General features: G+C 53.2%; 5 tRNA genes. All 5 read right to left on the bottom strand.

Going from position 1 to position 521, the window contains the following annotated elements:
• Window position 1: 1 nt before the first annotated feature.
• Window positions 2-78: transfer RNA gene (locus AB1K83_RS18175), tRNA-Arg, on the bottom strand.
• A 12-nt stretch (window positions 79-90) separates the two neighbouring features.
• A tRNA-Leu gene (locus AB1K83_RS18170) sits at window positions 91-179 on the bottom strand.
• Window positions 180-185: 6 nt separating this feature from the next.
• A tRNA-Gly gene (locus tag AB1K83_RS18165) sits at window positions 186-260 on the bottom strand.
• 8 nt (window positions 261-268) lie between these two features.
• Window positions 269-350 (bottom strand) — tRNA-Leu (locus AB1K83_RS18160).
• A 14-nt stretch (window positions 351-364) separates the two neighbouring features.
• Window positions 365-440: transfer RNA gene (locus AB1K83_RS18155), tRNA-Lys, on the bottom strand.
• Window positions 441-521 lie beyond the last annotated feature (81 nt).

The following is a 521-nucleotide window of genomic DNA, read 5'->3' as shown; positions in this document are numbered from 1 at the left end:
TTGGCGCGCCCGACAGGAGTCGAACCCATAACCTTCTGATCCGTAGTCAGACGCTCTATCCAATTGAGCTACGGGCGCATTTGAAATAACTGGTGCCGAGAACCGGAATCGAACCGGTACGGTAGTCACCTACCGCAGGATTTTAAGTCCTGTGCGTCTGCCAGTTCCGCCACCCCGGCAAAATCTGGAGCGGAAGACGGGATTCGAACCCGCGACCCCGACCTTGGCAAGGTCGTATTCTACCACTGAACTACTTCCGCGTTAAAAATGCGGGTGAAGGGAGTCGAACCCCCACGCCTTACGGCACTAGATCCTAAGTCTAGCGTGTCTGCCAGTTCCACCACACCCGCATATTAAATTAAAATGGTGAGCCATGCAGGATTCGAACCTGCGACCCTCTGATTAAAAGTCAGATGCTCTACCGACTGAGCTAATGGCTCGGATGATGGTGCCGGCGAAAGGACTTGAACCCTCAACCTACTGATTACAAGTCAGTTGCTCTACCAATTGAGCTACACCGG

Source organism: Sporosarcina sp. 179-K 3D1 HS (genome assembly GCF_047228905.1).
GTDB lineage: Bacteria > Bacillota > Bacilli > Bacillales_A > Planococcaceae > Sporosarcina.
The sequence above is the reverse complement of the archived record's forward strand: the minus strand, read 5'-3'. Positions and strand labels throughout refer to the sequence as shown.